The 22,013-nt window shown below is 71.0% G+C and carries 23 protein-coding genes; 20 read left to right on the top strand and 3 right to left on the bottom strand.

The window, feature by feature from the left end; genetic code table 11:
• The first annotated feature begins 104 nt into the window (after window positions 1-104).
• From rpmE to IEY30_RS07910, 17 genes are all read left to right on the top strand, one after another.
• Window positions 105-320 carry a 50S ribosomal protein L31 gene (rpmE, locus tag IEY30_RS07990; protein WP_030194901.1) on the top strand — a complete coding sequence of 72 codons (216 nt, stop codon included), beginning with the start codon at window positions 105-107 and terminating at the stop codon, window positions 318-320.
• 122 nt (window positions 321-442) lie between these two features.
• Window positions 443-1,540, top strand: a complete 1,098-nt coding sequence (gene prfA, locus IEY30_RS07985) for a peptide chain release factor 1 (RefSeq protein WP_030194904.1) — start codon at window positions 443-445, stop codon at window positions 1,538-1,540.
• The gene (gene prmC, locus IEY30_RS07980) at window positions 1,537-2,409 is read left to right on the top strand and encodes a peptide chain release factor N(5)-glutamine methyltransferase (RefSeq protein WP_030194907.1); all 873 of its coding nucleotides are present in this window, start codon (window positions 1,537-1,539) and stop codon (window positions 2,407-2,409) included. Before prfA ends, prmC begins: the two co-directional genes overlap by 4 nt.
• A 162-nt stretch (window positions 2,410-2,571) precedes the next feature.
• Window positions 2,572-3,405: an L-threonylcarbamoyladenylate synthase gene (locus tag IEY30_RS07975; protein WP_030194910.1), complete on the top strand. Its 834-nt coding sequence runs from the start codon at window positions 2,572-2,574 to the stop codon at window positions 3,403-3,405.
• 48 nt (window positions 3,406-3,453) lie between these two features.
• Window positions 3,454-4,731: a serine hydroxymethyltransferase gene (gene glyA, locus IEY30_RS07970; protein WP_030194921.1), complete on the top strand. Its 1,278-nt coding sequence runs from the start codon at window positions 3,454-3,456 to the stop codon at window positions 4,729-4,731.
• A gap of 44 nt (window positions 4,732-4,775) precedes the next feature.
• Window positions 4,776-5,873, top strand: coding sequence for a glycosyltransferase family 4 protein (locus IEY30_RS07965; protein WP_030194923.1), 1,098 nt, complete (start codon window positions 4,776-4,778; stop codon window positions 5,871-5,873).
• Between the two features lie 143 nt (window positions 5,874-6,016).
• Window positions 6,017-6,490 (top strand): Cg1360 family ATP-synthase-associated protein, encoded by a 474-nt coding sequence (locus tag IEY30_RS07960; protein WP_030194925.1) that lies wholly within the window; start codon window positions 6,017-6,019, stop codon window positions 6,488-6,490.
• 14 nt (window positions 6,491-6,504) lie between these two features.
• Window positions 6,505-6,771, top strand: a complete 267-nt coding sequence (locus IEY30_RS07955) for an AtpZ/AtpI family protein (RefSeq protein WP_229674903.1) — start codon at window positions 6,505-6,507, stop codon at window positions 6,769-6,771.
• A gap of 160 nt (window positions 6,772-6,931) precedes the next feature.
• Window positions 6,932-7,711: a F0F1 ATP synthase subunit A gene (gene atpB, locus IEY30_RS07950; protein ID WP_030194930.1), complete on the top strand. Its 780-nt coding sequence runs from the start codon at window positions 6,932-6,934 to the stop codon at window positions 7,709-7,711.
• 148 nt (window positions 7,712-7,859) lie between these two features.
• Window positions 7,860-8,069, top strand: coding sequence for an ATP synthase F0 subunit C (gene atpE, locus IEY30_RS07945; protein ID WP_020142944.1), 210 nt, complete (start codon window positions 7,860-7,862; stop codon window positions 8,067-8,069).
• 56 nt (window positions 8,070-8,125) lie between these two features.
• Complete coding sequence (locus IEY30_RS07940; protein WP_030194934.1) at window positions 8,126-8,725, top strand: F0F1 ATP synthase subunit B; 600 nt, start codon at window positions 8,126-8,128, stop codon at window positions 8,723-8,725.
• Complete coding sequence (locus IEY30_RS07935; RefSeq protein WP_030194936.1) at window positions 8,725-9,537, top strand: F0F1 ATP synthase subunit delta; 813 nt, start codon at window positions 8,725-8,727, stop codon at window positions 9,535-9,537. Before IEY30_RS07940 ends, IEY30_RS07935 begins: the two co-directional genes overlap by 1 nt.
• Before the next feature lie 69 nt (window positions 9,538-9,606).
• Window positions 9,607-11,238 carry a F0F1 ATP synthase subunit alpha gene (gene atpA / locus IEY30_RS07930; RefSeq protein WP_030194937.1) on the top strand — a complete coding sequence of 544 codons (1,632 nt, stop codon included), beginning with the start codon at window positions 9,607-9,609 and terminating at the stop codon, window positions 11,236-11,238.
• A 105-nt stretch (window positions 11,239-11,343) separates the two neighbouring features.
• A complete protein-coding gene (locus IEY30_RS07925; RefSeq protein ID WP_030194938.1) occupies window positions 11,344-12,282 on the top strand; it encodes a F0F1 ATP synthase subunit gamma in 939 nt (312 codons plus the stop codon).
• 27 nt (window positions 12,283-12,309) lie between these two features.
• Complete coding sequence (gene atpD / locus IEY30_RS07920; protein ID WP_030194939.1) at window positions 12,310-13,770, top strand: F0F1 ATP synthase subunit beta; 1,461 nt, start codon at window positions 12,310-12,312, stop codon at window positions 13,768-13,770.
• A 102-nt stretch (window positions 13,771-13,872) separates the two neighbouring features.
• Complete coding sequence (locus IEY30_RS07915; RefSeq protein ID WP_156035134.1) at window positions 13,873-15,558, top strand: hypothetical protein; 1,686 nt, start codon at window positions 13,873-13,875, stop codon at window positions 15,556-15,558.
• Window positions 15,559-15,706: 148 nt separating this feature from the next.
• Window positions 15,707-17,206 carry an NAD(P)/FAD-dependent oxidoreductase gene (locus IEY30_RS07910; RefSeq protein WP_081920357.1) on the top strand — a complete coding sequence of 500 codons (1,500 nt, stop codon included), beginning with the start codon at window positions 15,707-15,709 and terminating at the stop codon, window positions 17,204-17,206.
• Window positions 17,207-17,296: 90 nt separating this feature from the next.
• Here the strand turns inward: IEY30_RS07910 and IEY30_RS07905 are convergent, their stop codons facing one another.
• Window positions 17,297-17,734: a DUF6918 family protein gene (locus IEY30_RS07905; protein ID WP_030194944.1), complete on the bottom strand. Its 438-nt coding sequence runs from the start codon at window positions 17,732-17,734 to the stop codon at window positions 17,297-17,299.
• A gap of 118 nt (window positions 17,735-17,852) precedes the next feature.
• Here IEY30_RS07905 and IEY30_RS07900 point away from each other — a divergent pair, with 118 nt between their 5' ends.
• On the top strand, window positions 17,853-18,128 hold the full coding sequence (locus tag IEY30_RS07900) for a F0F1 ATP synthase subunit epsilon (protein ID WP_030194945.1): 276 nt from the start codon (window positions 17,853-17,855) through the stop codon (window positions 18,126-18,128).
• Window positions 18,129-18,136: 8 nt separating this feature from the next.
• Complete coding sequence (locus tag IEY30_RS07895) at window positions 18,137-18,574, top strand: DUF2550 domain-containing protein (RefSeq protein WP_030194947.1); 438 nt, start codon at window positions 18,137-18,139, stop codon at window positions 18,572-18,574.
• A gap of 125 nt (window positions 18,575-18,699) precedes the next feature.
• Here the strand turns inward: IEY30_RS07895 and IEY30_RS07890 are convergent, their stop codons facing one another.
• Both IEY30_RS07890 and IEY30_RS07885 read right to left on the bottom strand, forming a co-directional pair.
• Window positions 18,700-19,725: a hypothetical protein gene (locus IEY30_RS07890; protein WP_030194949.1), complete on the bottom strand. Its 1,026-nt coding sequence runs from the start codon at window positions 19,723-19,725 to the stop codon at window positions 18,700-18,702.
• A gap of 221 nt (window positions 19,726-19,946) precedes the next feature.
• A complete protein-coding gene (locus tag IEY30_RS07885; RefSeq protein WP_030194951.1) occupies window positions 19,947-20,588 on the bottom strand; it encodes a cob(I)yrinic acid a,c-diamide adenosyltransferase in 642 nt (213 codons plus the stop codon).
• A gap of 66 nt (window positions 20,589-20,654) precedes the next feature.
• Between IEY30_RS07885 and murA the strand changes: the two genes are divergently transcribed.
• Window positions 20,655-21,941: a UDP-N-acetylglucosamine 1-carboxyvinyltransferase gene (murA, locus tag IEY30_RS07880; protein WP_030194953.1), complete on the top strand. Its 1,287-nt coding sequence runs from the start codon at window positions 20,655-20,657 to the stop codon at window positions 21,939-21,941.
• The last annotated feature ends 72 nt before the right edge of the window (window positions 21,942-22,013 follow it).

The following is a 22,013-nucleotide window of genomic DNA, read 5'->3' as shown; positions in this document are numbered from 1 at the left end:
CGCCTTTCTGGCACACTCTTCCTTTGGACCGGTTCACGGCCGAGCGACCCACCACGGTGGCGAGCGACGACACCGACCCGGCCGACTACCTCGAGGAGACAATCTTGAAGAAGGACCTTCACCCCGACTACGTGGAGACCACGGTCACCTGCACCTGTGGCAACACGTTCACCACCCGCAGCACCGAGACCTCCGGCAAGATCGCTGCCGACGTGTGCTCGCAGTGCCACCCGTTCTACACGGGCAAGCAGAAGATCCTCGACACCGGTGGCCGCGTGGCCCGGTTCGAGGCCCGTTACGGCAAGAAGGCCGCCAAGTAGGTCTCCCGCACGCCGGCTCCCACGACTTCGGTCGTCGGGGGCCGGCGTTCGTCGTATCCGCCCGTCCCCACGGACGTCTCCACGTACGTGTCCCTGCAAGTTCCTGAGCCGAAGGGCCTACCGTGCTCGAATCCGTCCAGTCGATCCTCGACGAGTACGCCGAGCTCGAGCAGCAGCTCGCCGACCCGGCCGTCCACGGCGACCAGGACCTCGTGCGCACGCTGAACAAGCGGTATGCCGCCCTGGCCCCGACCGTCGCCGCCGCGCGGGAGTGGACGGCGGCCGGTGACGACCTCACCACCGCCCGCGAGCTCGCGGCCGACGACGAGTCCTTCGCCGCCGAGGTGCCCTCGCTCGAGGCTCGCCTCGCCGAGGCCGAGGAGCATTTGCGCCGGATGCTCGTGCCGCGCGACCCCGACGACGACCGCGACGTCATCCTCGAGGTCAAGGCGGGCGAGGGCGGCGACGAGTCGGCGCTCTTCGCCGGCGACCTGCTGCGGATGTACCTCCGCTACGCCGAGCAGCGCGGCTGGCGCACCGCCATCGAGGACGCCACCGAGAGCGACCTCGGCGGCTACAAGGACGTGCGGGTCTCGGTGCGCGCCAAGGGGACTCCCGGTCTCGGCGAGGGGCCGTGGGCGCGCCTGAAGTACGAGGGCGGCGTGCACCGCGTGCAGCGCGTGCCCGTCACCGAGAGCCAGGGTCGCATCCACACCTCGGCCGCCGGCGTCCTCGTCATGCCCGAGGCCGAGGAGGTCGAGGTGACGATCGACCCCAACGACCTGCGCATCGACGTCTACCGCAGCAGCGGCCCCGGCGGACAGAGCGTCAACACGACCGACTCCGCCGTGCGCATCACGCACCTGCCGACCGGTCTCGTCGTCTCGTGCCAGAACGAGAAGTCGCAGCTGCAGAACAAGGAGGCCGCGATGCGCGTCCTCCGGGCCCGGTTGCACCAGCAGGCAAAGGACGAGGCCGACGCCGAGGCGAGCGCCGCCCGCCGGTCGCAGGTGCGCACCGTCGACCGCTCCGAGCGCATCCGCACCTACAACTTCCCGGAGAACCGCATCTCCGACCACCGCACGGGCTACAAGTCCTACAACCTCGACGCGGTCCTCGACGGCGACCTCGACCCGGTCGTCCAGTCGGCCCTCGACGCCGACGAGGCGGCCAAGCTCGCGGCCCTCGCCGCCGCTGGGGCTGACGGGTCCGACGCGTGACGGACCTGCGCGACGGCGTCCGAGCCGCGACCGCGCGCCTGCGTGAGGCCGGCGTGGTCTCGGCCGACGTCGACGCCATCGAGCTCGCGGCCCACGTCCTCGGCGTGGACTCCTCCGAGGTGCGTCGCCTCATGGTGCTCGGTGGGCGCACGCTCCCGAGCACGTATGCCGTCCTCGTCGACGAGCGCGCCGCGCGGGTCCCGCTCCAGCACCTGACCGGACGAGCCCACTTCCGACGGTTGACCGTCGCGGTCGGGCCCGGGGTCTTCGTGCCCCGACCCGAGACCGAGGTGCTCGTCGACCTGGCCCTCGCCGAGGTCGACCGGGTGCACTCGCTCGGCCGGCCCGAGCCGGTGCGCGTCGTCGACCTGTGCTCCGGGTCCGGCGCGATCGCGCTGTCGGTCAAGGACGAGCGGCCCGAGGCCGAGGTGCGGGCGCTCGAGCTGTCACCCGACGCGTACGCCTGGGCCGTCGCCAACCGGGACCGGCTGGGTCTCGAGGTGGACCTCGTGCAGGGCGACGCGACCGCGGCGTGCTTCGAGGACTGGGCCAGCGGCGTCGACCTCGTGACCATCAACCCGCCCTACATCCCCGTCGGCGCCGTGCCCGTCGACCCCGAGGTACGCGACCACGACCCCGACATCGCGCTCTACGGCGGCAGCGAGGACGGGCTGGCGATCCCGCTCGCGGTGGCCCGGGTGGCGGCCGGCCTGCTCCGTCCCGGAGGCCTCGTGCTCATCGAGCACGCGGACTCGCAGGGCGCGAGCCTGCCGCGCCGGCTCGCGGCCACGGGGGAGTGGCTCGAGGTGGCGGACCACCGTGACCTCTCCGGTCGTCCCCGCGTGACGGCTGCGCGCCGCTCGCGCTGAGCCACCCCTCACCCGTGCTCCCGCCCGCCGCCCGTCCCCGCCATCCGGGCCGAGCGGCCGGAACCAACGGGCGAACGGCTCCAGCAGCGACGTGGGACGGCTCGATCCGGCCGCTCCGACCTGGGCCGGGACCGTCCAGCGCTCCCCAGTAGGCTCTGCCGGGTGAGCGAGCGCTACGACTGCACCGACCCCGAGGGGCGTGCCGAGGGCATCCCGGCCGCGGCATCGGCCGTCCGACGCGGCGAGATCGTCGTCCTGCCGACCGACACGGTCTACGGCATCGGCTGCGACGCCTTCGACGCGACCGCCGTCGCCTCCGTCCTCGCGGCCAAGGGCCGCGGGCGCGACATGCCGCCCCCGGTCCTCATCCCGACGGCGCGCACGGCCCAGGGCCTGGCCACGCAGGTGCCCGACTACGCGCAGCGCCTCATGGAGAAGTTCTGGCCCGGGCCGCTGACGCTCGTGCTCAAGGCCCAGACCTCGCTGCACTGGGACCTCGGCGAGACCAACGGCACCGTCGCCCTGCGCGTACCCGACCACGAGATCACCCTCGAGCTGCTCGGCGACATCGGGCCGATGGCCGTCACGAGCGCCAACACCACCGGCGACCCCGCGGCGCGCACCGTCGACGAGGCGGTCGGCATGCTCGGCGAGTCGGTCGGCGTCTACCTCGACGGGGGACCGGCCGGAGGGGGACAGCCCTCGACGATCGTCGACTGCACCGGTGAGACCCCCGTGACCCTGCGCGTCGGCGCGCTCTCGCAGGTCGACATCGACGCGGCCCTCGAGCCGGAGCCCGAGCTCGAGGCGCCCGAGCCCGACCCGTCGGCGGGCACCTCGGACACCCTGGGGGAGTGGCACGACGTGTCTTCCGACGAGTCTTCCGACGCGGCGTCCGACGAGGCGTCCGACGAGGCGTCCGACGAGGCGTCCGACGAGGCGTCCGACGTGTCCACGGCCGACGGCCCGTCCGACGGCTCCGGCGCGACGCAATAGAGTTGGCTCGCGCTCGCGCCCCACTCCCGACCCACCCGGAGAACTCCCATGGCTGACGACACGTTCTACGGCTCCGACTTCGGCGCCCTGCAGTCCTTCGACCCCGACATCGCGGGGGTGCTGCTGTCCGAGCTCGACCGCATCCGCAGTGGCCTGCAGCTCATCGCGAGCGAGAACATCAGCTCGCCCGCGGTGCTGACCGCCCTCGGGTCGACGCTGTCGAACAAGTACGCCGAGGGCTACCCGGGCCGGCGCTACTACGGCGGCTGCTCCGAGGTCGACAAGGCCGAGACCATCGCCATCGAGCGGGCCAAGGCGCTCTTCGGCGCCGACCACGCCAACGTCCAGGCCCACTCCGGTGCGAGCGCCAACCAGGCGGTCTACGGCGCCTTCATGTCTCCCGGTGACACCATCCTCGCCATGGCGCTGCCGATGGGCGGCCACCTGACGCACGGCACCAAGGTGTCCTTCTCCGGCAAGTGGTTCAACGCCGTGCACTACGGCGTCGACGCCACCACCGAGGACATCGACTACGACCAGGTCGAGGCGCTCGCCAAGGAGCACCGCCCCAAGGTCATCTGCGCCGGCGGCTCCGCGATCCCGCGCCTCATCGACTTCGCCCGCTTCCGCGCGATCGCCGACGAGGTCGGCGCGATCCTCTGGGTCGACGCCGCCCACTTCATCGGCCTCGTCGCCGGCAAGGCGATCCCGTCGCCCGTCCCGTACGCCGACGTCGTCACCTTCACGACGCACAAGGTGCTGCGCGGCCCGCGCTCCGGCGCCCTCGTCTGCAAGGCCGAGCACGCGGCCGCCATGGACAAGGCGATCTTTCCGATGATGCAGGGCGGCCCGCAGATGCACACCATCGCGGCCAAGGCGGTCAACTTCAAGGAGGCCGCCACCCCGGAGTACGCCAAGTACGCCACGGACGTCATCGCCAACAGCCAGCAGCTCGCCGCGAGCCTGCTCGAGCTCGGCATCCGCCCGACGACCGGCGGCACCGACACCCACCTGTCGCTCCTCGACCTGCAGGGTGTCGGCGTCACGGGCAAGGAGGCCGAGGAGCGCGCCGACGCCGCCGGCATCGTGCTCAACAAGAACGCCATCCCGTTCGACCCGCAGAAGCCCAACATCGCCTCGGGCATCCGCGTGGGCACGCCGTCGGTGACGACGCAGGGCATGGGCCTGGAGGAGATGAAGCAGATCGCCTCGCTCATCCACCAGGCCGTGACGCAGGGCGACGCCGACCCCGACCACGCGGTCAGCAAGCAGGTGCGTGCCGAGGTCACCGACCTCGTGACGCGCTTCCCGGCATACCCTCGCTGAGTCAGCCCACTCGCCAGCGTCGGCGTCCGAGCGAAGGTCGGTAGGTGCACGAGTACGTCCTCGTCCTCATCGTGGCCGCTGCGGTCACGTACCTCGCCACACCCTTCGTCCGGAGCCTCGCCGTCGCGACGGGCGCCTTCACGGCGGTCCGTGAGCGGGACGTCCACAAGACGCCGATCCCACGGCTCGGGGGAGTGGGGATCTACATCGGGTTCGTCGCGGCCGCCCTCGTGGCGCGGGCGCTGCCCTACCTCGGCACGCTCTTCTCCGACCGTCGGATCCTCGGCGTCATCGCCGCCGGCGGCATCGTGTGCCTGCTCGGGGCGTTCGACGACATCCGTGAGCTCGACTGGCTGACCAAGCTGGCCGGGCAGATGCTCGCCGCCGGGCTGATGGCCTACACGGGAGTGCAGCTGCTCTCGCTCCCGATCTTCGGCACGACGATCCTGCCCACGCCGGTGCTCGTGCTCTTCACGGTGCTCGTCGTCATCGCGTCGACGAACGCCGTCAACTTCATCGACGGCCTCGACGGGCTCGCGGCCGGCGTCGTCGGCATCGCGGCCTTCGCCTTCTTCATCTACAGCTACCTCGTCTCGCGCTCGTTCGCCCCGGCCAACGTGTTCTCGACCGCCACCTTCATCAGCGCGGCCCTCGTCGGGTGCTGTGCCGGCTTCCTGCCCCACAACTTCCACCCGGCTCGGCTCTTCATGGGCGACTCGGGCGCGCTCACGCTGGGGCTGCTGCTGTCGGCGGCGACCATCACCCTGACAGGCAACGTCGACCCCGGGCAGGTCAGCGCCAACGAGGTGTCGGCGGCGTTCCTGCCGATCCTCGTGCCGTTGGCCGTCCTGCTGCTGCCGTTCCTCGACATGGTCCTCGCCGTCGTCCGGCGCACTCGAGCGGGCCAGCGCCCGTGGCAGCCGGACGCGATGCACCTGCACCACCGCATGCTGCGCATCGGCCACGGCCACCGCCGTGCCGTGCTGATCCTCTACCTCTGGGCCGCCATCGTGGCCCTGGGTTCGGTGTCCTTCGTCATCTGGGACGGGCCCCGTCCGCTGGCGGTCGTGGGGGCCGCCGCCGCGATGGGTGTCGTCCTCACTGTCTGGCTTCCGCGGTGGAGGCCGTCGGAACGCTTGTGATAGCATTCACAAGCACCTGAGGGCAGTCTGAGAAGGCCGCCGTAGGAGCCCGATCCGCTTCTCCGCACGACCGATCCGAGCACGATCCGGATCAGCCCGAGCCCCGCCCGCACTACGCCTCTCGACGCACCAGGCAGGTTTTCTTGAGCGCCACACCGGCCCGCGACGCATCACAGTCCGATGCTTTCGCGCAGCTCCTCCGGGGCTCCCTGCTGCCGACCGCCGTCGCGGGTCTCGTGTGCGTCGTCGTCGGCCTCTTCTCGAGCCCCAAGGCCGCCTGGTCGGCCGCGCTCGGCGCCGCCATCGTCATCTTCTTCTTCAGCCTGACGCTGCTCGTCATGAAGCGCACGGCCGACCTGCCGCCGACCACGACGATGATGATCGTCATGGCCACCTACACCTTCAAGGTGCTGGTGCTCGGCGTCGTCATGTTCGCGCTGCGCGACGTCACCTGGGCCTCCGGCTACGCGATCGGGCTGACCGTCACGATCTGCGCGGTCGTCTGGCTCTTCTTCGAGATGCGCGCCTACAAGCGGCTGCGCATCTTCGCCTACGACCCGGACGGCGCGGCCTCCCTCGAGGTTCCGAGCGACCGGGAGCCGCGTGATGAGCAGTGACCACGGAGGTGCACATGTCCACGCCCTCACAGCCCGAGCCGACCTCACCCGACGAGCCGTCGGCGGAGGACAAGGCCGAGGAGCTGCGGTCGTTCAACATCCGCGAGCAGGACTCCGCCTGGAGGGCTGTCGCCTACCTGCTGACCGGACCCCTGATCTACGGCGGGCTCGGTGCCCTGGCGGACCACTGGCTGGGCACGTCGTGGCTCGTCGGAGCCGGGATCGTGGGTGGAATGGCCCTGTCGCTCTACCTCATCTGGTTCCGATACGGTACCCAGTGAGCCCGCAGACGAGCCCGACGGCCACCGTGCCGCCCGCCAGCGAGTCGCCTGCCGGCCCGCAGACCCGGGGCCCAGCCGGGAGTTCGCACCCGAGCACCGCCCCTGCACCGCTGACGCCCTCCGTCAGCCGAAGCGCCCAGAACCTACGAAGGAGTAACCCGTGAGCATCGTGGCCGCCGCCCCGACGGACTACACCGCCCCCGGTGTCGAGGAGTTCTGGCAGCCCCTCATCGGAGACGGCGCATGGGCGATCACGCGCCCGATGTTCCTGATGGCCTTCTCGATCATCCTGATCACGTGGTGGCTGCTCGCCACCACGCGCAAGAAGGCCCTCGTCCCGAGCAAGGGCCAGATGGGCACCGAGGCCGTCTACGGCCTGGTCCGCAACGGGGTCGCCAAGGACCTCATCGGCAGCCACGAGTTCATGAAGTTCGTGCCGCTGCTCTTCTCGATGTTCGTGCTGATCCTCGTCAACAACCTCTTCGGCGTCATCCCCCCGATGAGCTACCCGACGATGAGCCGCATCGGCTTCCCGATCGCGCTGGCCCTCATCGTGTGGGTCGTCTTCCACGTCGTCGGCATGAAGAAGCACGGCTTCATCGGCTACTGGAAGTCGCTCGTGCCCTCGGGCCTGCCCAAGGGCATGATCGTCCCGATCTTCATCCTCGAGCTCATCACCGACCTCTTCACCCGCCCGGTCACGCTCGCCCTGCGACTCTTCGGCAACATGTTCGCCGGCCACATCCTCATGGTGCTGTTCATCACCGGTGGCTGGTACATGCTCACCTCCGGCGGCATCCTCGTCGTCGCCGGCGGTGTGACGTGGATCTTCGCCTTCGTCATGACGCTCTTCGAGCTGCTGGTCGAGTTCCTGCAGGCCTACGTCTTCACGCTGCTCGCCGCGCTCTACATCGCGGGCGCCGTGGCCGACGAGCACTGAGCGTCCCACCAGGCCTCACCACCGCGCTCCACCCCGCGCGTCCGACGCGCACCTCAGACTGCACCACCGCACGAGCACCACGAACCAGCTTCGCCCCAGCCCGTCTGGTAACCGCCAGCCGGACAAGACAAGAAGGAATGGAACAAACATGACTGGCAACATCGCCATCCTCGGTTACGGCCTCTCCGCCATCGGCCCCGGTATCGGTGTCGGTCTGATCTTCGCCGCCTACATCAACGGCGTCGCCCGTCAGCCCGAGGCCCGCGGCATGCTCCAGCCGATCGCCTTCCTCGGCATGGCCATCACCGAGGCGCTCGCCATCTTCGGTATCGCGCTCGCGTTCGTCTTCAAGGGCTGACGCCCCCTCCAGGGGCAGCTCGAAGCACCGACCGTCTTTCTCTCTAGGAGAAGCTCATGCAAGCAGTGACCGTGACCGCCGAAGGCGGCGAGGGCTTCTGGGCCACCGCGGCACCGATCATCCCGCACCCGCTGGAGTTCTTCTTCGGCCTGGTGTGCTTCGCGATCCTCTACGTCGTGGTGTCCAAGAAGGTCGTGCCGCGCCTCGAGCAGATCTACGCCGAGCGCACGGCTGCCATCGAGGGCGGCATGAACAAGGCGGAGGAGGCCCAGGCCCAGGCCCAGGCCGCGCTCGAGCAGTACCAGGCGCAGCTCGTCGAGGCTCGCTCCGAGGCCGCCCGCATCCGCGAGGACGCGAAGGCCCAGGGTGCGCAGATCATCGCCGAGATGCGCGAGCACGCCGCGTCCGAGGCGTCCCGGATCACCGAGACGGCGCACAAGCAGATCGAGGCCGAGCGCCAGCAGGCGGTCGTCTCGCTCCGTGGGGACGTCGGCCGCATCTCGACCGACCTCGCGAGCCGCATCGTCGGCGAGTCCCTCCACGAGGAGACCCGCCAGAAGGGCATCGTCGAGCGTTTCCTCGCCGAGCTCGAGTCCGGCGACGTCGTGCGCGAGAAGGTCGGCGGCGCCGCCGGCAGCCAGGGCGGAGAAGCCTGATGCAGGGACCCTCACGCGCAGCAGCGGCGGCGAGCCGCGAGGCGTTCACCGGCGTCCTTGCTGCCGGCGCCGACCGCTCGCGGTTGGCCGAGGAGCTCTTCGCGGTCGTCGGTGTCATCGACGGCAGCGCGACCCTGCGCCGTGCCGTGGCCGACCCCTCCCGCGAGGGTGCGGAGAAGGCCCAGCTCGCCGAGCGCCTCTTCGCGGGCAAGGTCAGCGCCGAGGCGCTCGTCGTGCTCAAGGGTGCCTTCGGGCAGCGCTGGAGCTCCGAGCGTGACCTCACCGACGCCATCGAGGCGTATGCCATCGAGTCGGTCATCGCGCAGGCCGAGACCGAGGGTCGTGCCGACCGGGTCGAGGACGAGCTGTTCCGGTTCGAGCGGATCGTCGCCGCCGACCCGGCACTGCGTGCGGCGCTGACCGACACGCAGGCCCCCGCCGACAAGCGCGCAGACCTCGTGTCGTCGCTCCTGCGGGACAAGGTCACGCCGGAGACCCTCGTGCTGGCCCGCCAGGCCGTCGTCGCCCCGCGCGGCCGTCGGTTCGACCGGGTCGTCGAGCACTACCTCGAGACGGCCTCGAGCCGCCGCGAGCAGCAGACGGCCACCGTCACCTCGGCCGTCCCGCTCACCGACGAGGACCGGGCCCGCCTCGCCGCGGGCCTGGCCGCCATCTACGGCGGCGCGGTCCACGTCAACACCGTCGTCGACCCTCGGGTCATGGGCGGGATCAGGGTCGAGATCGGTGACGAGCTCATCGACGGCACCGTCATCCGCAAGCTCGACGCGGCCCGCCGGGCCATGGGCGCCTGAGGCGCCCACCACCAGCTGTGAACAACCATTGGCCCGTCCTGCGGGTCGAGACCGAGGAGAAGATCTGACATGACGGAGCTTTCGATCCGTCCGGAGGAGATCCGGGACGCTCTGGACTCGTTCGTCCAGTCCTACGAGCCCGGCGCGGCCTCCCGCGAAGAGGTCGGCCGCGTCACCGACGCCGGTGACGGCATCGCTCACGTCGAGGGTCTTCCCTCGGCCATGACCAACGAGCTGCTCCAGTTCGAGGACGGCACGCTCGGCCTCGCCCTGAACCTCGACGTCCACGAGATCGGTGTCGTCGTCCTCGGTGACTTCGCCGGCATCGAGGAGGGCCAGACCGTCAAGCGCACGGGCGAGGTCCTCTCGGTCCCGGTCGGTGACGACTTCCTCGGCCGTGTCGTCGACCCGCTCGGCAACCCGATCGACGGTCTCGGCGACATCAAGTCCGAGGAGCGTCGCGCCCTCGAGCTGCAGGCCCCCAACGTCGTGCAGCGCAAGTCGGTGCACGAGCCCCTCCAGACCGGCATCAAGTCGATCGATGCCATGACGCCGATCGGCCGCGGCCAGCGCCAGCTGATCATCGGCGACCGCCAGACCGGCAAGACCACGGTCGCGATCGACACGATCATCAACCAGAAGCGCAACTGGGAGTCCGGTGACCCCGACGCCCAGGTCCGCTGCATCTACGTCGCCATCGGCCAGAAGGGCTCGACCATCGCGTCGGTCCGCGGCACCCTCGAGGAGGCCGGCGCGCTCGAGTACACCACGATCGTGGCGGCCCCCGCGTCGGACTCGGCGGGCTTCAAGTACCTCGCGCCCTACACCGGCTCGGCCATCGGCCAGCACTGGATGTACCAGGGCAAGCACGTCCTCATCGTCTTCGACGACCTGAGCAAGCAGGCCGAGGCCTACCGCGCCGTGTCGCTGCTGCTGCGCCGTCCGCCGGGCCGCGAGGCCTACCCGGGTGACGTCTTCTACCTGCACTCGCGGCTCCTCGAGCGTTGCGCGAAGCTGTCCGACGAGCTCGGCCACGGCTCCATGACGGGCCTGCCGATCATCGAGACCAAGGCCGGTGACGTCTCGGCGTACATCCCGACCAACGTCATCTCGATCACCGACGGCCAGATCTACCTGCAGGCCGACCTCTTCAACGCCAACGTGCGTCCGGCCATCGACGTGGGTGTCTCGGTCTCGCGAGTCGGTGGTGCCGCGCAGATCAAGGCGATGAAGTCCGTCGCCGGTCGACTCAAGCTCGACCTCGCGCAGTTCCGTGCCATGGAGGCCTTCGCGATGTTCGCCTCCGACCTCGACCCCGCCTCGCGAGCCCAGCTCGCCCGTGGTGCGCGACTCGTCGAGCTGCTCAAGCAGCCGCAGAGCTCGCCGTACCCCGTCGAGGAGCAGGTCGTCTCGATCTGGACCGGCACGACCGGCAAGCTCGACGACATCGCCGTCGAGGACGTGCGGAACTTCGAGTCCGAGCTGCTCGAGGCGCTGCGCCGCGACGGCAAGATCCTCCAGACGATCCGCGAGACGCTCAAGCTCGACGAGGACACCGAGACGGCTCTGTCCAAGGTCGTGGACGAGGTCAAGTTCACCTTCCGGGGCACCGGCAAGGACGGCCTCGAGGCCGGCAACGAGCAGTTCGACGAGATCGCCGACGACCAGATCACCCAGGCGCAGATCGTCAAGCAGAAGTGACCAGTCCCGTGTGCCGCCCGGCCCAGCCGGGCGGCACACGGGAGCGGGCGTGAGCCCACCCTGCCGGCAACCACAGACTTTTAGAGACCAAGAGAGGCGGAGCACATGGGAGCGCAGATGCGGATCTACCGCCAGCGCATCAAGTCCGTCAACTCCATCAAGAAGATCACCAACGCGATGGAGCTGATCGCGGCCGCACGCGTCGTCAAGGCTCGCCAGCGGGCGACCGAGGCGATGCCGTACACGACCGCGCTGACGCGCGCCGTGTCGGCGGTGGCGACCAACACGAACGAGGACCACCCGTTGACGACGGCGAAGGAGACCGCCAAGCGGGCCGGTGTCGTCATCATCACGGCGGACCGCGGACTTGCCGGTGCCTACTCCGTCGCGGCGATCAAGGAGAGCGCGGAGCTCATCTCCCGGCTGACCGCCGAGGGCAAGGAGGTCGTGCCCTACCTCGTGGGTCGCAAGGCCGTGAGCTACTACAAGTTCCGCAAGCGCGAGTACGCCGCCGAGTGGACCGGCTTCTCGGACGCGCCGACGTTCGAGAACGCCAAGGAGATCGCCGACCGCATCACGGCCGACTTCCTCAAGGACACCGAGGAGGGCGGCCACGACGAGATCCACATCGTCTTCACCCGCTTCCGCTCGATGGTCCGCCAGGACCCGCACGTGCTGCGCCTGCTGCCCCTAGAGGTCGTCGAGGCCGACGAGGCCCGCGACGACGAGAGCCTGGACCTCAGCGTGCACCACTACGAGGAGGGTCAGATCGCGCCGGAGTACTCCTTCGAGCCGAACGCCTCCGAGGTGCTCGACCTGCTCCTGCCGAAGTACGTCCGCAACCGCATCTTCACCGCGCTGCTCAGCTCGGCAGCCTCCGAGCTCGCCGCGCGCCAGCGGGCGATGAAGTCGGCCACCGACAACGCGACGGAGCTGATCAAGACCTACCAGCGCCTCGCCAACCAGGCCCGTCAGGCCGGCATCACCCAAGAGATCAGCGAAATCGTGGGCGGCGCCAACGCCCTCGCCGACGCCCAGAAGTAACGCCCACAGGTAAGGAAGCAGACCACCATGACTGCAACTGTCAGCGACACCACGTGGACGGCCCCGCCCGCGGGCGGCGTCGGACGCATCTCCCGCATCATCGGCCCGGTCGTCGACGTGGAGTTCCCCGTCCACGCGATGCCGGAGCAGTACAACCTGCTCACGACCGAGGTCACCCTCGCCGGTGAGACCAAGAACATCAACCTCGAGGTCGCCCAGCACATCGGCGACAACATGGTCCGTGCGATCTCGCTCCAGCCGACCGACGGCCTCGTGCGCGGCTCGGCGGTCCAGGACACCGGCGGTCCCATCACGGTCCCCGTCGGCGACGTGACGCTCGGCCACGTGTTCAACACCACCGGCGAGTGCATGAACCTCGCCGAGGGCGAGCGGCTCGAGGTCAAGGAGCGCTGGGGGATCCACCGCAAGGCCCCCGCCTTCGACCAGCTCGAGTCGAAGACCACGATGTTCGAGACGGGCATCAAGGTCATCGACCTGATGACCCCGTACGTCCAGGGCGGCAAGATCGGCCTCTTCGGTGGTGCCGGCGTCGGCAAGACCGTGCTCATCCAGGAGATGATCGCGCGTGTCGCCCGTGACCACGGCGGTGTGTCGGTGTTCGCCGGCGTCGGCGAGCGCACCCGTGAGGGCAACGACCTCATGGTCGAGATGGAGGAGGCCGGCGTCCTCGGCCAGACCGCGCTCGTGTTCGGCCAGATGGATGAGCCGCCGGGCACGCGTCTTCGCGTCGCCCTGTCGGCCCTGACGATGGCGGAGTACTTCCGCGACGTCCAGAAGCAGGACGTTCTCCTCTTCATCGACAACATCTTCCGCTTCACGCAGGCCGGCTCGGAGGTCTCGACCCTCCTCGGCCGTATGCCGTCCGCCGTGGGCTACCAGCCCACCCTGGCCGACGAGATGGGCACCCTCCAGGAGCGCATCACGTCCACGCGCGGTCACTCCATCACCTCGATGCAGGCGATCTACGTGCCGGCCGACGACTACACCGACCCGGCTCCGGCCACGACGTTCGCGCACCTCGACGCGACGACCGAGCTCTCGCGTGACATCGCGTCGATGGGTATCTACCCGGCCGTCGACCCGCTGTCCTCGACCTCGCGCATCCTCGACCCGCGCTACGTGGCAGCCGACCACTACAGCACGGCCGTGCGCATCAGGTCGATCCTCCAGCGCAACAAGGAGCTGCAGGACATCATCGCGATCCTCGGTATCGACGAGCTCTCGGAGGAGGACAAGATCCTCGTCAACCGGGCCCGTCGCATCCAGCGCTTCCTGTCGCAGAACACCTACGTCGCCAAGCAGTTCACCGGCATCGAGGGCTCGACCGTGCCGCTGTCCGACACGATCGAGGCGTTCACGAAGATCGCCGACGGCGAGTACGACCACGTCGCCGAGCAGGCCTTCTTCATGTGTGGTGGCCTCGACGACGTCGAGCGCCAGTGGGCGGACATCCAGAAGAACCTCTGAGACCACGCCACAGCCGGAATGACCGGTCTCACCCGACGACGGGGAGGTGCCCTTGCGGCCCTCCCCGTTCGTCGTGTCGCGACGCCCCTTCTCATGCTGGCCGTGGGCCTGGCCCTCGGTGCGCGAGCCCGTCTGGGGCTCGACCTCGGCGACGGCACGCACGCCGTCGAGCTGGCCCTGCGGCTGGCCCGGGGTGACCTGCCGTTCCGCGACGAGATGAACCTGCAGGTGCTCGGGGCCTGGCCCGCGGTGCCGTTCGTCTGGGTCTGGTCGCACCTCGTGGGTCTCGACGGCATCGTCCTCGCGTCCCGGATCTACTTCGTCGCGCTGTCGATCGGGGTCGCGGCCCTGACCTGGTGGGCCGTCCGGGGCTTCACCGGCCGGGTGGTCGCGGGGTTCTCGGCCGTCACGGCCGTCGTGCCGACGGCGTACAACCTGCAGCTCGTCGGCTACAACACGACGCCGGCGCTGCTCTACCTCGTCGGCGCGAGCAGCGCGGCGGGTGCCATCGCCCGTGGCTCGCTCGGCTGGGCGGTGCTCGGCGGGTCCGCCGCCGCCCTCGGGGCCGTGAGCCACCCGGTGACGACACCGGCCGCGGCCGCAGTGCTGCTCGTCGGCCTCGCCTGCGCCAGGGGACGCGTACGCATCGGGCTCGTCGCCGGGGCCGCCGGGGCCGCCGCGGTCGTCGTCGGTCTCGCGGTTGCGGTCTGGGGCATCGACCACGTGCGGGAGACCCTCGCCTTCACCAGCGACTACCAGGGCGGCGGCGTCGACCGGCTCGGCCGTCTGCGGGCGTGGCTGGCCTACCTCGGGGGAGAGCTGGCCCAGCCCGCCGTCGCGTTCGCCCTCGTCCTCGCGGTCGTCGCGGCCGTGGCGCTCGCCCGCCGCAGTCGGTTCGCCGCGCCCCTCCTGCTCGCGGCGGTGGTCCTCACGGCCGTGCAGGGCCTGACCCGTGACGCGGTCACGGCGACCTACTCCATCGGGTCGTGGCTGAGTCCGGTCCTCGCCCTCGTGCTGTGCCTCGTCCTGCTGCCCGCCGCCGTCGTCACGGCACTCCGCCTGCGGGGGATGCCCGCGCGGCTGCTCGTGATCGGCCTGGCACCCGCGCTCGTCGGGGCGCCGACCGTCGCGGCCTTCACCGCCTCGTCACCGCGGTGGGGCGCGGTCGGGGCGTGTCTCGCACCGGCCGTCCTCGCCGTGACGGCCTGCGCGCTCCTCGGCCTGGTCCGGCTGCAATCCCTGAACCGGCATCCAGACTCTCCCGAGCCTGCGCCCACGCCGCGACGACCGTTCGCGGCGGCCATGGCAGGTGCGGTCGGGGTGCTCGTGCTCGGCTCCCTCGTCGCCGCCCACACGGCCACGAGCTTCCGGGACGCACCTCTGGCGCGCCTCGACGTGGCGGCGCCGGCGGGCGCGTACGCCGGCCTGCTGACCAGCCAGCGAAGGGCTGACGAGGTCGCGAGCGCCCAGGCCGCCCTCCGGACCTGCGCGCGACCCGGGTCGAGCGTGCTCGCGATCGGCTACCCCGCGGCATACCTCCTCGGTGACGTGCACGTCGCGAGCCCGGTGACCTGGCTCGGGGACTTCGGCCCCAGCACCTCGCACGTCGTGCGGTGGCTCGACACCCGGGGCGTGACCCCCGACTGCGTGGTCCACCCGACCCGGTGGTGGGGCCCCGAACCTGCCGGGGGAGCGGCTGCGGACCCGCTGCGGGCCAGGGTCGAGGCGGGCTACCACCCGGTCGGCTCGACGTCGGAGCTCGTGGTCCTGCGCAGGAACGCCGGATGACGACCGTCCCTGCCAGACTGGCAGAGGTGTGCGCCAGCACACGCCCGGAGCCGTGCATCGTGGGCATGTGCCGACGACGCCCGGTGTTGCACCCTGTGAGACACGTCAGCGCCGACGAGCCAGCACCCACCGCAGCACGAGGAGAATCGTGAGCAGCTCCACCCAGCAGGCCACGCGCCACCGGGTCGTCGTCATCGGATCGGGCTTCGGCGGCCTGTTCAGCACGCAGAAGCTGAAGCGCGCCGACGTCGACGTCACCCTCATCGCGCGCACGACCCACCACCTCTTCCAGCCGCTCCTCTACCAGGTCGCCACCGGCATCCTGTCCGAGGGCGAGATCGCGCCGTCGACGCGCGAGGTGCTGCACCGTCAGGACAACGCCAAGGTGCTGCTCGGCGACGTGACCGACATCGACCTCGAGGCGCGCACCGTGACCCACACGGCCGTCGGCCGCGAGACCGTCACCCCCTACGACTCGCTCATCGTCGCTGCCGGCGCGGGACAGTCATGGTTCGGCAACGACCAGTTCGCCCGGCACGCCCCCGGCATGAAGTCCATCGACGACGCGCTCGAGCTGCGTGGCCGCATCTTCGGCTCGTTCGAGCTCGCCGAGCTCGCGACCACGCCGGCCGAGATCGACCGGCTCATGACCTTCGTCGTCGTCGGCGCCGGTCCGACCGGTGTCGAGATGGCCGGACAGATCTCCGAGCTCGCCCGACGCACCCTCAAGCGCGACTTCCGGCGCATCGACCCCACCAAGGCCAGGGTCATCCTGCTCGACGCCGCCCCGGCGGTGCTCGGCTCCTTCGGCGAGAAGCTCGGTGACCGCGCCGTCAACCGCCTCACGGAGATGGGGGTCGAGGTGCGCCTCGGCGCCAAGGTCGTCGACGTCGACTCGACCGGCATCGAGGTCGAGCACGGCGACGGCAGCCGCGAGCGCATCGAGTCGGTCTGCAAGGTCTGGGCGGCCGGCGTCAGCGCCTCACCGCTCGGGCGCCAGCTCGCCGACCAGACCGGCGCGTCGCTCGACCGGGCCGGCCGTATCGAGGTCCAGGACGACCTCACGCTGCCCGGCCACCCCGAGGTCTTCGTCGTCGGCGACATGATGGCCCTGAAGAACCTGCCCGGCGTGGCCCAGGTCGCGATCCAGGGCGGGCGCTACGCGGCGGAGCAGATCATGCGCCGGCTCGCTGGCCAGGAGCCCAAGGGGCCGTTCGAGTACTTCGACAAGGGGTCGATGGCCACGATCTCGCGCTTCTCGGCCGTCGCGTCGGTGGGCAAGGCGCAGTTCAGCGGGTTCTTCGCCTGGCTGCTGTGGCTCGCCGTCCACCTCGTCTACATCATCGGCTTCAAGCACCGCATCACGACGCTGCTGCACTGGGTCGTCACCTTCATCGGCCGCGGCCGGTCCGAGCGGGTGGTGACCGAGCAGCAGGTGTTCGCCAGGCAGGCCATCTCCGACCTCGGGTCGGAGTTCAGTCCCGAGCTGCCGCGCGTCGCCGAGGACCGCCCGCACGAGGCTCAGCACGAGGCTCAGCACGAGGGCCAGAACCAGGCCCAGAACGAGGCCCCGCACGAGGCCACGCCCGACGCCCTGCGCGAAGCGCCGTCCGACGGCCGGGCCGCCACGGACGCGCGGGTCGACTGACCCACCGGCGGACGCACGAAGGGCCGGCTCCCCATGGGAGCCGGCCCGACGGCATACCTGCTCGGTGAACCCGCCGGAGCCGGAGCCACGTCAGGGGACGAGACGCTCCACCGCCGCGCCGAGACGCGGGAGGGCGGCGACGACGTGCTCCTTGGCCTTGCCGCGCAGCGAACCGTAGACCTTGGCCGCGGAGCCGTGCGAGGTCGTCGCGGCCTTGGCGTCGGTCACCGCCAGCAGGGCGTCGGCGGCGGCGTCGGGCTGCGCCGCGAGGTGCGCACCGAAGGGCTGCTCGCCCTTCGTGGCCCAGAACGGGTCGAGCGCGGTCGCGAACTGGGGGAGCAGGCGGTCGGTGGCGCTCGTGACGAAATTGCCGCCGAGCTTCTTGGCGGCGGCGTAGCCGGCCTTGACGGCGGCGCCGCCGAAGCCGGACTTGTCGGCCACCTCGGCGTCGATGACGTCGGTCAGGGTGGCGACGGCCACGGGTCGGCGGGCCGGCTCGAGAAGGGCGTCGGACACGGCTGTGCTCATGGACAGGACTCCTGTGGAGGGTTGGGGATCGGAGCGGGCGGCCTGCGCCACCTCGCGTACGGAGCATCCTCGCAGAGGCACTAAACTGCAGATCACAACCCCACGATCCGGAGGAAACGTGAGTTCGCTCAAGGTAGAGATGGTTGCCGCCGACCGGAAGGTCTGGGAGGGCGAGGCCAAGTTCGTACGCGCTCGGTCCATCTCGGGCGAGCTGGGCATCCTGCCGGGCCACACCCCGTTGCTCGGTGTCCTCGTCGAGGGCGAGGTGGCCATCGAGTCCCTCGAGGGCGAGCGCCGCACCGTGATGGTCGACGGCGGGTTCCTCTCCGTCGACTCCGACGTGGTGACGATCGTCGCCGAGCACGTCGACGCCTCGTCGCTGCAGACGAACTGAGGCCGCGCGTGCCGTCCGTTCTCGTCTCCACCGAGATCGTGATCGGCACGCTGCTGGTGATCGCCGTGGTCGTCCTCGCGACGACCTTCCTGCGCCGCCGCTACATCGCCAAGGGACTGCCGCTGACGCTGTGCGGCATGCGCCGGTCGTCGTCCGACCGCTGGCGCCTGGGCCTGATCAGGTTCGGCGACAACGCCCTCGAGTGGTACACCCTCGGGGGCGTCTCCGTGCGCCCGAGGCACCGCTGGCTGCGCCAGCGACTTCTGCTCGACGTGCCGGAGCTGCTCCGGGGCAGCGACTCGATCCCGCTGCTGCCGGGCGCGAGCCGGGTGCCGTGCAGCGACGGCGACAACGACTTCGAGCTCGCCCTGCAGGGACCTGCCTACACCGCGCTGCGGTCGTGGCAGGAGGCCGCTCCGCCCGGCTACAACGTCAACGTCGCCTGACGCCTCGACGCCTCGACGGGGGCGGCTGAGCCTCGAGATCAGACACGAGATCAGGCGCGAGATCGGGCACGAGATCGCGCCGCTGGTGCGCCTTGGCGACAGCGCCTGCGCGACCAGCCGCACCATCAGGAACGGGTTCGGACCCTTCCGGACTCAGGCACCGGGCCGGGCGGCTGGAGCAGCCCGCCCTGCCACGGGTCCCGCGGCGTCGCGACCACGTCCGCGCGCACGCCCGCCGTCCTCGCACGAAGGTATGCCGCCTCGACGCGTTCCAGCACCCAGCGGGGTCGGGCGCGGATCGAGTGGGGGGTCACCCCGACGACGACGACGCGTGCGGCCTGGAGGTCGGTGTCCTGCTCGATGGTCGACTCCCACTCGCGCTCGCCCGCGTGCCACTTCCGGCTGTGCACCATGACCGCCATCGCCACGTCGTCGACCCAGACGTCGGGGGTGGTGAGCCGGCCCCCCTCGCCGTCGCGCAGCTCGGGGTTGGCGAGCAGCGGCGGCAGGACGCTCGAGGTGGACAGCAGGGCGAGCAGCTCCGCCTCGGGCAGCGACCAGGCACCCGTGGCCGCCAGGGACAGGCCGGCGTGGAGGCGGTGCGAGCCGACCTGACCCCCGGCGAGCACCCAGTGCAGCAGGTCGCCCATCCGCGCCGTCCGTGAGCGCGCCGCCGAGACGAGGACGGCCCGGGCCAGCTCGTCGGACGGGGCGGCTGCCGCGGCGTCGACGGCGGCGCGGGCGGGGCAGGAGAGCCGCAGCGGTCCGCGCCGGTGCAGCGGCTCGTCGAGCAGGGTCGTGTTGCGCACGACGACCCAGGCGTGGGTGCGTGACCGGAGCGGTGCCGGGACGAGCACGTGGACGGGGTTGGTGACCGTCAGGTCACCGATGCCGTGCAGCGCTGCCGCGGTGGGACCTGCGAGCCAGCTGCGTGGTCCCGCGAAGAGCTGGGCGGCCATGAGGCGTTGCTGCTCGTTCGGCGTGCCGTTGGAGAGCAGGACGACCCCGCGCAGGACGAGCCGCCACTCCCGGCCGAGGCGGGTGCGCAGCTGTGCGGGCGTGACGCCCCCGTCGAGCAGCTGGCGCCGCGTCAGGACGCCGTGCTGGTGCTGCGCGATGTCTCGCAGCAACGGGGAGAGGGTGCGGTCCATGCGGCCACTGTGCTCAGCGCCCGCACCCACGACCAGCGGCTGGGCCACCGCTGTGGACGGGCAGTGTCCGGGCCGAGAGGGTGTGGATGCGCGAGATCCGGCGTCTGGTCGTGCGCGTGATCGCGCCGGTGCTGCGGTCTGGAGACACGGGCTGCACGATCTCGCGCCCGATCAGGCGCGCTACCGTATGCCGTATGCCGCGTGGGCGGGTCCCGCGCGGGTCAGTGCCGCTTGCGCTCGGGCTTGTCGACCCTGCCGCCGCCGGGCTGCCACAGCACGTCGCCGCCGATGGGCTTGTTGGCGATGCGGGCCAGGATGAAGAGCAGGTCGGAGAGGCGGTTGAGGTACTTCGCCGTCAGCACGTTGACACCGCCGACACCGCGGGCATCGGTGCCTTCGGCCGCCGGCTCGGTGCCGTGCTGGTCGACGGCCGCCCACGCGGACCGCTCGGCCCGCCGCACGATCGTCGTCGCGAGGTGGAGGTACGCAGAGCCGGGCGTGCCTCCGGGCAGGATGAACGAGCGCAGCTTCTCGACCTGCTCGAGGTAGTGGTCGCAGTCCTTCTCGAGGTCGTCGACCCACGGCTGCTCGACGCGCAGGGGCGGGTAGTCGTAGCGCTCGCGCAGCGGCGTCGACAGGTCGGCGCCGACGTCGAACAGCTCGTTCTGCACGCGCTGCAGGGTGGCCGTCACCTCGTCGGTCAGCCCGCCGCACGCGACCGCGATGCCGATCGCCGCGTTGGCCTCGTTGGAGTCCGCGTAGGCGTGCAGCCGGGCGTCGTTCTTGCTCACCCGTGAGAAGTCGCCGAGGCTCGTGGTGCCGTCGTCGCCGGTGCGCGTGTAGATCCGCGTCAGGTTGACCATGGGGCCACTCTCTCACCCGCCCCTCGTCGTCCGGCGAGCGCCCACGTCCCCGCTAGGGTTCGGTGGGTGAGAGAGCGATTTCGCGTCGTCGGTGGCGCACACCTCATGGGTGAGGTGTCCGTCGTGGGCGCCAAGAACAGCGCCCTCAAGCTGATGGCCGTGGCCCTGCTGGGGGTCGGCCGCAGCACCCTGACGAACGTCCCGGCGATCGCCGACGTGACGATCATGGCCGAGCTGCTGCGGCGCCTCGGGGTCGGCGTCGACTACGACGCGGCGGCCGGCGTCGTCGTGCTCGACGTGCCCGAGCGCATCGGTCACCGCGCCGACTACGAGCTCGTCCGCGCCCTGCGGGCCTCGATCTCGGTGCTCGGTCCACTCGTGGCCCGCGTGGGGGAGGCCGACGTCGCCGTCCCCGGCGGGGACGCGATCGGCTCCCGAGGGCTCGACCTGCACGCGGCGGGGCTCGAGGCGCTCGGCGCCGAGGTCCACGTGACCCACGGCTACCTCGTCGCCACCGCACCGCGCGGGCTGACGGGCGCCGACATCCGACTGGACTTCCCGAGCGTCGGCGCGACCGAGAACATCCTTACCGCAGCGGTCCTCGCTCGCGGCACGACGACGATCGACAACGTGGCCAAGGAGCCCGAGATCGTCGACATCGCCGAGATGCTCGTCTCGATGGGCGCCCGCGTCGAGGGTGCCGGCACGTCCCGCATCACGGTGCACGGCGTCGAGTCGCTGCAGCCGACCGAGCACGCGGTCGTCTCCGACCGCATCGCGGCCGGCACGTGGGCCTTCGCGGCGGCGACGACCCGTGGCGACATCGAGGTGGTCGGTGGGGTCGCGGACCACCTGCGCGCTCCGCTGGGAGCCCTCGAGGCAGCAGGCTGCCACGTCGAGACGACCGCCCGCGGCTTCCGGGTCTCGGCGCGTGAGCGGCGCCCCCGCGCCTTCGACGTCGCGACGCTGCCCTACCCCGGCTTCCCGACCGACCTGCAGCCCTTCGCCCTGACCTACAACGCCGTCGCCGACGGCTCGGCCATGGTGACGGAGAACCTCTTCGAGGCGCGCTTCCGCACCGTCCAGGAGCTCGCCCGCCTCGGCGCCGACGCCCAGGTCGACGGCCACCACGTCATGACGCACGGCGTCCCGATCCTCTCGGGCGCTCCCGTCGAGAGCAGCGACATCCGGTCGGGCGCCGCCCTCGTCATCGCGGGCCTCGTGGCCGAGGGCGAGACCCTCGTCAGCGGCGTCCACCACATCGACCGCGGCTACCCGCGGTTCGAGCAGGCGCTGCGTGCCCTCGGGGCCGACGTCACCCGCGAGCCCGACGACGAGCCGACCTTCGACTAGCGCGCCGGCGCCGCCCGTCGGCGGTTCGTCCTGCTTTGTCGGATGTGCTCCGACCGGGTCATGGTGCCGCGT

Source organism: Terrabacter tumescens (assembly GCF_014646815.1).
Lineage (GTDB): Bacteria > Actinomycetota > Actinomycetes > Actinomycetales > Dermatophilaceae > Terrabacter > Terrabacter tumescens.
The sequence above is the reverse complement of the archived record's forward strand: the minus strand, read 5'-3'. Positions and strand labels throughout refer to the sequence as shown.

Coding starts and splice junctions, on each gene's coding strand:
- glyA (WP_030194921.1), top strand. CDS start 3,454: ATGGCTGACGACACGTTCTACGGCTCCGACTTCGGCGCCCTGCAGTCC.
- IEY30_RS07955 (WP_229674903.1), top strand. CDS start 6,505: ATGTCCACGCCCTCACAGCCCGAGCCGACCTCACCCGACGAGCCGTCG.
- atpE (WP_020142944.1), top strand. CDS start 7,860: ATGACTGGCAACATCGCCATCCTCGGTTACGGCCTCTCCGCCATCGGC.
- IEY30_RS07940 (WP_030194934.1), top strand. CDS start 8,126: ATGCAAGCAGTGACCGTGACCGCCGAAGGCGGCGAGGGCTTCTGGGCC.
- IEY30_RS07935 (WP_030194936.1), top strand. CDS start 8,725: ATGCAGGGACCCTCACGCGCAGCAGCGGCGGCGAGCCGCGAGGCGTTC.
- atpA (WP_030194937.1), top strand. CDS start 9,607: ATGACGGAGCTTTCGATCCGTCCGGAGGAGATCCGGGACGCTCTGGAC.
- IEY30_RS07925 (WP_030194938.1), top strand. CDS start 11,344: ATGGGAGCGCAGATGCGGATCTACCGCCAGCGCATCAAGTCCGTCAAC.
- atpD (WP_030194939.1), top strand. CDS start 12,310: ATGACTGCAACTGTCAGCGACACCACGTGGACGGCCCCGCCCGCGGGC.
- IEY30_RS07905 (WP_030194944.1), bottom strand. CDS start 17,734: ATGAGCACAGCCGTGTCCGACGCCCTTCTCGAGCCGGCCCGCCGACCC.
- IEY30_RS07890 (WP_030194949.1), bottom strand. CDS start 19,725: ATGGACCGCACCCTCTCCCCGTTGCTGCGAGACATCGCGCAGCACCAG.
- IEY30_RS07885 (WP_030194951.1), bottom strand. CDS start 20,588: ATGGTCAACCTGACGCGGATCTACACGCGCACCGGCGACGACGGCACC.